The sequence below is a fragment of the Victivallis sp. genome (assembly GCF_048170485.1).
Lineage (GTDB): Bacteria > Verrucomicrobiota > Lentisphaeria > Victivallales > Victivallaceae > Victivallis.
The window spans coordinates 1-8,321 of record NZ_DBEXAY010000068.1 but is presented as its reverse complement, the minus strand read 5'-3'; the positions used below and the strand labels follow the sequence as shown (position 1 = coordinate 8,321).

Annotated in this window: 9 protein-coding genes; all 9 read right to left on the bottom strand. The window is 54.5% G+C overall.

Annotated features, from left to right (window positions below; all coding sequences use genetic code 11):
* Nucleotides 1–204: 204 nt before the first annotated feature.
* The 9 genes from ACMLHG_RS03610 to ACMLHG_RS03570 all read right to left on the bottom strand — a co-directional run bounded on the left by ACMLHG_RS03610 (nucleotide 205) and on the right by ACMLHG_RS03570 (nucleotide 7,641).
* Entirely contained in the window at nucleotides 205–654 is a 450-nt protein-coding gene (locus ACMLHG_RS03610; protein ID WP_417169586.1) for a hypothetical protein, read from the bottom strand.
* Between the two features lie 5 nt (nucleotides 655–659).
* A complete protein-coding gene (locus tag ACMLHG_RS03605) occupies nucleotides 660–1,001 on the bottom strand; it encodes a hypothetical protein (protein WP_417169585.1) in 342 nt (113 codons plus the stop codon).
* Nucleotides 1,002–1,063: 62 nt separating this feature from the next.
* A complete protein-coding gene (locus ACMLHG_RS03600; protein ID WP_417169584.1) occupies nucleotides 1,064–1,564 on the bottom strand; it encodes a hypothetical protein in 501 nt (166 codons plus the stop codon).
* Nucleotides 1,537–1,983, bottom strand: coding sequence for a hypothetical protein (locus ACMLHG_RS03595; RefSeq protein WP_417169583.1), 447 nt, complete (start codon nucleotides 1,981–1,983; stop codon nucleotides 1,537–1,539). The genes ACMLHG_RS03600 and ACMLHG_RS03595 overlap by 28 nt, the downstream gene beginning before the upstream one ends.
* Entirely contained in the window at nucleotides 1,980–2,651 is a 672-nt protein-coding gene (locus ACMLHG_RS03590) for a hypothetical protein (protein ID WP_417169582.1), read from the bottom strand. The genes ACMLHG_RS03595 and ACMLHG_RS03590 overlap by 4 nt, the downstream gene beginning before the upstream one ends.
* Complete coding sequence (locus ACMLHG_RS03585) at nucleotides 2,648–3,415, bottom strand: PP2C family serine/threonine-protein phosphatase (RefSeq protein ID WP_417169581.1); 768 nt, start codon at nucleotides 3,413–3,415, stop codon at nucleotides 2,648–2,650. The genes ACMLHG_RS03590 and ACMLHG_RS03585 overlap by 4 nt, the downstream gene beginning before the upstream one ends.
* A complete protein-coding gene (locus ACMLHG_RS03580) occupies nucleotides 3,415–4,104 on the bottom strand; it encodes a vWA domain-containing protein (RefSeq protein WP_417169580.1) in 690 nt (229 codons plus the stop codon). The genes ACMLHG_RS03585 and ACMLHG_RS03580 overlap by 1 nt, the downstream gene beginning before the upstream one ends.
* Nucleotides 4,101–5,177, bottom strand: coding sequence for a protein kinase domain-containing protein (locus ACMLHG_RS03575; RefSeq protein WP_417169579.1), 1,077 nt, complete (start codon nucleotides 5,175–5,177; stop codon nucleotides 4,101–4,103). Before ACMLHG_RS03575 ends, ACMLHG_RS03580 begins: the two co-directional genes overlap by 4 nt.
* Nucleotides 5,167–7,641 carry a hypothetical protein gene (locus ACMLHG_RS03570; RefSeq protein ID WP_417169578.1) on the bottom strand — a complete coding sequence of 825 codons (2,475 nt, stop codon included), beginning with the start codon at nucleotides 7,639–7,641 and terminating at the stop codon, nucleotides 5,167–5,169. The genes ACMLHG_RS03575 and ACMLHG_RS03570 overlap by 11 nt, the downstream gene beginning before the upstream one ends.
* Between the last annotated feature and the right edge of the window lie 680 nt (nucleotides 7,642–8,321).

Below are 8,321 nucleotides of genomic sequence, written 5' to 3'. Positions count from 1 at the left end.
ACTGCGAATGGCACTACCTTTTCTCTGCATTTTTGAGCTCCTTTTTCGGTAATTTGGTTTGAGTAAATTTCCAAAGTTACTCGACAAAGGAGTTCTTTTCTACTCCGACAATTGCTTGTCACCTATACATGGTATCTTTCTTCAGCGCTATTCTCTACACACTTAATATGATGCTGCACCCATGACACCGCATGTCATATCAAATCAACGGATTCGACTTTCCCATTTCGTTTCCAGTTCTTCCAACTGGCCGCAGAGCAGACCGTACTGCCGCAACGCAGCATCCATCATCGCCATCGAGCCACCTTCGAATTCCGATGGAGTTTTCAAATCTTCCTTCAGCTTCTGATCCCACTCGCAGCTCCATTGCATATAATCCTTCTCGAATTCGCAATAGTTTCGGCTGTTCTCTATTTCAAGCCGTCGCCAGGCGAGTTCCATCTCCGCCAATCGCCGCAGAAACGAAGAACACATGTTCAGATGCCATTGACTGAAATCCGCATTGCCATAGAGTTGCCGTTCACATTCGGCCCGGGCCTGTTTCAACGCGGATTCTACTGTGTAACTTCGCGTCAGCAGATGACCGGTTCCCAACCCGACCATCAGGCAAACGATCGGCACCACACTCCGCCATGGGAATATCTGCAGTTTCATGACAGTTATTTCTTCCCCGCCTTGTTGATTTCCTCCATAATGCTTGAGCCGATCGAACTCAGAAGATCCCCCCAGAATGAGCCGCCTCCGCTTTCCCTTGAGCCGGAACGCGAACGGGACCTGTTGATGTACTGCATCGTTTCCGGAGCCGGCAGATTGAAATCTTCTGTGTCAGCCTCCCAGGAGCAGAAGGAACATTCCCAATGCTCATCGTCGCGGGTCAGCAATTCCCCCTCGTTGCAGTTGGGACACTTCGGATTGAACTCCAAAAGACATCTGTTGCACACCAGGTTATGATTGAACACCCGAAGTTCGCTGGAATGGCATTGGGGACAGACGATTCTCATTTTTCATTTTCCTTTCGAATTTATTTTACCATCCGATGATGGTTGTTGAAAATCAAAACAGTTTATTGTTTATTTTCTGTTATCGCCGGAATCCAAGGCACGTTGCGCTGCAACTTTTTCACGTTGTCACTGTGGACGGCAATCATGCTTTCGCCGATCCATGGCACCGCCAGATGGAAGTCCATCCAGTACGGACAGTATACCTCCAGTTCCGGACGGAACAGCAGCAACAGCTCCCACGCCGATTCATTCAGCACCTGCCAATTCAGAACATACCGCGCAAGCTGCGGCTGCTTTTTCAGAATTCGTACAAGTTCCACCGCTGAAAAATTCCCCCAGCAATCGCACGTCGCTGCGAGTTCCGGACGAACCCGCAAGAGTTCCGCCCAGCTCTCCGGAAGCAACTTGATCCAGTTGCGGCATGTTTCATACAGTTCCGGGCGGTGAGAAAGAATTACCCCCAGCGTATGTGGTCCGACCCGGCGCCACTCCCGTGCAGTCAGACGGGAGAAATCGCACCGGCGCAGGTACTCCGTCAACTCGATATCCTGTGTCTTTTCCATTGTTGTTCTCTATCATATTCCGAACGGAAATCAAACTTCTGCTGTTCCGGAGTTTGCTGCTCCTCTTCTTCTGTTTCACGGCATTTACGCTCCATGAAAGCGATCTGGTCCGGACGCAACTTCGACTTCTTGACGATCAGCGCGGGCTGGTCATACGCGGTACAATGCCACGCTCTGCCCGAATGAAAGCGCACATAGTAAAATCCCTTGCCGCCATTGCCGTAACCGGCCTGATCGAACCAGACGAAAATATCTCCGGCAGGCACCGGCGGCATCGCGTTGCGGTCGCGTCTCCCCCTTCGGAATTCTGTTATGGCATTCTGTTCCCGTTTGATCAGGTCATCGACCTGCTTCCGGGCAACCGCGGTCGGAGTCATCCAGGCGGTAAGCGTCTCCGGAAAAGCCATTATTGTACTCATCTTATGTTCTCCTTTCGTAAAATTGCTTTTCGATGATTTTTTTCTTGTTCCGTTTCCCGGTCTATCCCCCATAGGTCTGTCACCCGGGAGGTCGCGGGGGGCCGACGCTTCAAAGAGAGGACACGTTCGAGATAAGTTCGATAAAACTGAATCTCATCCCAGTCTGGTTTGGAGCCGGGGTATGAGCACAGCATATTCAACCCGTCTCTCAACTGAAGCTGCTGCCGGAAAATGAAGTCTATCGATTGCGCAAAAAGACTGTTTTCCTGAAACGTCATCTGTTTGTCGTTGTATCCAACCCCTGACATACGATCGTAAAACTCTTTATCATGTTTCGCCGGCCGCGCATGCTGAAAATCCCAGATATGGTTCATTTCATGCAGCATCACCCCGAGAAAGCAACCGGTGGAAAGCGCCGCACAGGGGATCAGGCGGATTTCAATGAAACAGAACGGTTTCCGCTGTCGCGGAGTCTTTAAGAAATTGGCTGAAGCGAGCACCCGTTTTCCCTGTCGATCCAAATTCAACATCAGCGGTACCCGATCCAGTTGTCCTTGCAGACAGAGTAAATTGAGCACATCAAAAATGTAATAGAGTTTGAAATATGTACCTTGACACTCCTTCTGGAACTGTTCGGAACTGATTACTGTTTCTCTGAGAAGATTCATATTACCACCTGCGGGTTGAGAATGGCAATGCTCCGATCGTCTGCTCCGCGCGGATCATATGTCCAGCGGACTCCGGTCAGATAATCGAGCAGATCCTGCCGCGTCAGCTTTCCGGAGGCGAGATCGTCAAACATGGCGTCGAATACCGGCCCGGGTCTCATCGCCGGCAGCTCGAACATCAGATGTTCCGGACCGTCGCTGGTGAGTGCGATCCCATTGATCTCTGAGGCGTCGATCAACCGTTCCCGGAAGCGGTCACTTTTTTCATCGCCGGGTCTGAGAAAAGAAGTCATATTGTCGAATTCTCCCTTGTCCGGCCGGAACACCGTTCGACACATCCCGTTTCCCCGCACGGTGATCGCACCGTCTCCAAGCTGGAAAACGCCATGTCTGTAACGGCCGCAGACGGCAAACACTACCGTGAAATCAAACTCTTTTTCGGGCAGTCCGTATTGTTCGGCAAGCTCAAGCTTCGGTTGTACGAGTGTACGGATCATCAATCGACAGAAATGACGCCAGATGCCATGTCGGCGGCGTTTGGCGTCCAGGCATTGTGCAAGCATGCCATCAAGCACGGCACACTGGCTTCGGAACGCTCGAACCGCAGCCTGTGCTCCGAGTTGCGAGAGCCGGGCACTGCCGCGCCCGTCGCACACAATGGCGACTGGACGCGGCACAAACCATATCCCGGAGGCATCTTGGCAGGGCAGTTCCCTGCGAATGTGTCCGTTGCCGGGAACCGATACGGCAAACCCGTTGACCATTACGGTTCCTCCATTCCCGCAAGATCCGCCCAGCTGTTGACGGTACCAAGCGTAATGTTGTCCTGCTCGGCGACGCTGCTGGCGGAGACGCTCTTGAGCGAGTCGGTGAGCCAGCGGAAGAACTCCTTGAAACAGAGCCCCTTCAGTTTCACCGGACCGGGCTGCGCCGGCAGGATTTCGCGCAATGTATCGAAGTCGGCTTTCTCGCCGATTCCGATGCCGATATAGGTGATTTTGCGCTGTTCGCCCTGGGCCTTCATCTCCTCGGCCGCCTTCTGCCAGTCGTCGTTCGGCATGCCGTCGGTCATCAGGATTACCCAAGGCTTATAGGAGGCGATCCCCTGATTTTTATAGAGACGGCGGCGGGCGGCGAGTTCTTTCGACGCCAGTCGGAGCGCTTCTCCCATCGGCGTCCAGCCGTTGCTCTCCAGCGTCGGAACGACTGCTTCGTGAATCGGCGAAAACGGAACCGCAATTTGAACTTCGTCTCCGTAGGTGATGACTTCCGCCTCAACACTCATGCTGGCGGTTTCGTCGTCGCTGGTCTCCCGGAAAAACTGCTGCACTCCGGCATTAAGCTCTTTGAGCGGTTCGCCCTCCATGCTGCCGGAAACATCCAGCAGCAGTACCACAGGGCAACGTGGCGCGGGATTCGTGACGTCGAGATTTCGATCTTCCGCATAACTCATTTCTTTTTCCTCCTTGAGGTTGTGGGCAGAATTGCCCGATGTTGACTGGTGATTCCGCATTTTCGCAGAAATGCGACATACTGTTCCAGCTCCTGCTTCAGTTCCCCGATTCCGGGGCGCCGCAGCGGTTCGTTGTAACCGTCAACGAACATCCGCCGGAAGAGCTCGCGTAAGCTGTCCGGCAGGTAGCTCACCGATTTCGTCCAGCTCACCGGGAACCGGATCCTCGTTCTCGTGTCGAGCGGACACTTCCCCGTCTTCAGGTTGGTCGCCGGATCGCTTCCGCCGCAATAGGCGAAAGGATGAAGTCCGCTCAGCAGAATCATGTAAACGACGATCGCCAGGCTGAACCGGATCTGTTCCGGCGTGCGTCCGCGTTTAAAATTCTCTTGATGCAAAAGCAGTTCCGGCGCGGCAAATTCCGGCATGAAGTTTTTCGACAGGTAACTTTTCCCATCCTTCCCGGCAATCTGGAAGCTGTCACAGTCGATGAACTGAACTTTCCCATGCCGGTCCACCAGAAAGTTATCCGGATTGAAGTCGCTGATCAGCACACCCTGCCGGGCTAACAACTGAACGCCGTTGACCAGATTCAACGCGACTTGCGCGAGCTGGAGTTTATCCCAGCCGGGGAAGAACCGTTTCACCTGAAACGGTGCGTACAGTGCCCGCAGTGTCCGCCCGGAACACTTCCGCATGGCAAAACCGGTGATGAGCCGGTTCCGGTCGAAAACCGGCATCAGCGGCCACGCGAGAAACGGCGCATTGCGGCACTCCTCCAGCTCCAGCATCGCCTGAATCTTTCGGCCGGGAACCGAATCAGGCTTGCAGAGTTTGATCAGGATCTGATCGTTCGCCCGGAACCGGTAGACGGTGCCGCCGCCGCCCTGTGCAACCTTCTCCGCCGCGGAAAGCTTCAGCGGATCTCCCTGCCGGTCGTAGACGGTGACCGGCCCCGCCTTCTCCGGCGCGGCGAGAGCCAGCCAGCCGCGCCCCGTCTGCGGAGGGCGCCGGAATAGACGCCACTTCGGCCACAGATGATCGAACAAGCCGATGGAACTGTTACCGATCACTTTGCTTCCAATCCTTCTTTTTCGCTTCGCGTTCCCCGGCTAGGAATTCCCGCCGGAGCTCTTCCTCATTCATCGTCATATCCGATTCGAAATAGGCTTTCGCCGCCTTGCCGACGCCGTAGGTGACCGCCGCCGCAATCGGAACTTTCAGGAACGGCAGGAAACTGGCTCCGACCTTGCCCGCGATCGAACCGCCCGCACAGCCGAGCAACATCGTGATGACCGTGTTGTCCGCCGCGATGCCGTAGAGTTCGGCAAGTTTGTAGAGCATGTAGACCTCATTCGCAATCAATGGGGCGACGTCGGCCAGCGGCAGCGGCACCAGCGCGATGGCGGCGGCGCGGCCGGCGGCCCAGTTGATGTAGCTGTCCGCCTCGGAACTGACGCTCTCCGTCCAGACCCGGCGCATATTCGCGTAGTAATCGTCCCAGCGCTTGCGGAATGCATCCAACTCTTCCGCGGCGTGGCCCATGGCCGCTTCACTCATCGACTCCGCCTTCGCAATCAACTGTTTGAGTCCAGTCCGGTTTTCGGCGGAAACCAGCACAATCCGGTCGCGATCGATCAGATCGAGCAAGGTATTCATCATCGATTCGACCTGTTCTTTGCGCATGAGTTCGCACTTGGTGACAACCAGAATCACCTTGTCGCTGAAGGTCTTGATGAGTTTTGCATCGGTATCCTGAATCCGTGCGCCGGAACCGTCGATGCAATACCAGATGTTGTGGATGAGCCGCTCTTCGCTGTCGGCGTCAAGACGTGTAAGAAGTTCGTCCAGAATGAAGTCAGCGTACTCATCCACTGTCTGAGTTCCCGGATTCATCCCCTCGGAATCGACGAAGTTCGCGATTTCGGTTTCGTATACCTGAAACCCGACGGTCAGCGGCTTGCCGTCGCCGATAGCGCTGTCCGGAACCACGCCGCGGTGCGTCACCGCCTGGATCAGCGAGGTTTTTCCCACGCCGGTTTTGCCGCAGACCAGAATATTCGGTTTCATCTTCATTCTCCTTTTGCTGAGTTGATAAAATTCCTTGAAAAGTTCGAGATCGAAGCCAATCGACGGCTTCGGTAAGCCCTTGATCTTCGCCAGCGCATACGCTTCAAAATTGTTGTGAAACCAGTTGCCGAGCGTCTCCACGAGACGGCGCGCCGCCTCCGCGCCGATGACAGCGGAGGATTCATACCACGGAACCGTCTCAGGCGAAGCCGCAAAAACCGATTTGACGAACTCCACCGCCTCGTCATGCAGTTTCCGTTCACGCAGGCCGTAGAGCGAAGCGAGGTGCGCCGCCATTGCAATTCCGATCGGAATGAGCGGGGAGTTCTCCGAATGTTCCACCGGAACTTCCGCCACCTGCGCGGCTTCCTGCGCGGCATCGTTAATGATCGTGCGTGCGGTTTCGTTTTTTTCGGCGAGTTTAGCCGCCTTCGCTTCGCGGTCGATCTGCTGGGCAGCGAGAAATGCGTCCCGGTAGGCCTCCGGGAGCATCTGGAGACTCCGAGCAACCAGTTCATGGCAACCGGTCCCGCCGCCTTCGGCATCGGAAACTTCGACGATACGCTCCTTCGGAATCCCCGCATCCAGCAACACCTTGCGGATCGCTTCGGCCTGCGCCGGACGGGTGATGTCCTTCTTGCTGAGTACGGCGATCACGTTGTCAGGTGTGAAGATCTCCCGGAGCAGCGCCAGGTCGCAATCGGTCACCCGCGCGCCGTTTCCCTGAATCAGATACCAGACGAGGTGGATGTGTTCCTCCACATTCGTATCGTCCTGACGCTCCGCGACGAACTCTCTCATCTGCTCCCGGAAATCCGCCTCTTTTTCGCCGAGTTCGAGGCCGCGCGAGTCCCACAGCCGGATCTCTTCATTCTCATAACAGTCGAATTCGATCCGGCACGGGCGGGAGTTGCCGACACCTTCCGCCGGAACGATTTCACTGCCGAGAATTGTGCGGATCAGCGAAGTTTTGCCGCACCCGGTATAACCGGCAACCAGAATGTTCGGACGTTTACAGAACCGTTCCGCTTCATTGAAATTCCGTTCAAACTCCGTTTTGCAATCCATGTTTTCCATTTCAACTCTCCTTTTTTTTTCCTTGTCCTGCAACAATTTCTCCTTTAAAACTCCATGCTCCTTCTGAAGGGTTTTGACGATCCGCTCCAACTCCTCGCTCTGCGCATTGCGTCGCTCCAGATTTTTCAAAAAGCCTCCTTCTGCCGGCGGATAGAGTTCGATCCTGCCCGGATAGATCAGACTCAGTTCCCGCATAATTTCCGAAAGGAGTTCCCGGTGCTGTTGATCCAGTTTCCGGAGTTCCCGGATTTTCGCTTCCGGCGGGGATTCTGAATGCATCAGCTCCAGAACCAGATCCGACATGCGGAGGAAAAGACTCTCGGCCGTCTTCAACTGGCCATGCACCTCCTCCAGCATGGCCTGATACAGTTCTGAAACCCGTTTGTTCATCTTTCCGAAAATCTCCTTCCGCCGTTTATTATACGCCACCACCTCTGCCACCGGATGTCATACTTCGAGCGGAGATGGAATTTTTTCTTTTCTTCCAGCAATCTCTCACACCGCAAACTATCCGTAAAAAACCGTGATGGTTCCCTCACAACCATACTTCTGGCGCAACACGCGTTCCGCCTCCTCCGGAGATGAGGCGGAAATCTCTCCATCCCAGCAGCTCCGTGAATCAATGCACCCCCAATTGTAGGTACGTTTACCGGGACACGATGTTTTCGACGACGAGGACGGATTTTCGGAATTTTTCCGTTTCAGCTCGCACAATTTTTCCTGGATCCACGCGAGCTGTTCAGGAGTCAGGTAAGTTTTGTTCCAGCAGACGCCGCACAGGCACCGAAGGCCGGGCTTCTGTTCATCGCGGATGACGATGTCCAGAAATCCGTCCACCTCGTGAATCATGCAGATCATCCCCCATTCTTTCGAGTTGTGAGCGCGTTCGAATGCCTCCTGCATTTTCTTTCGCTCATCTTCCGGTTGTCTTCTCTGCTTTCCAAGCCATTCCCGATTAAAATTTGATACCATGATGTCCTCCTGTTTTTTGTTGTCGTTCTCTTAACAACACTATATTTATACCACGACAGCTATGACACGGGATGTCATAGGAACCCATCCAGATAAAG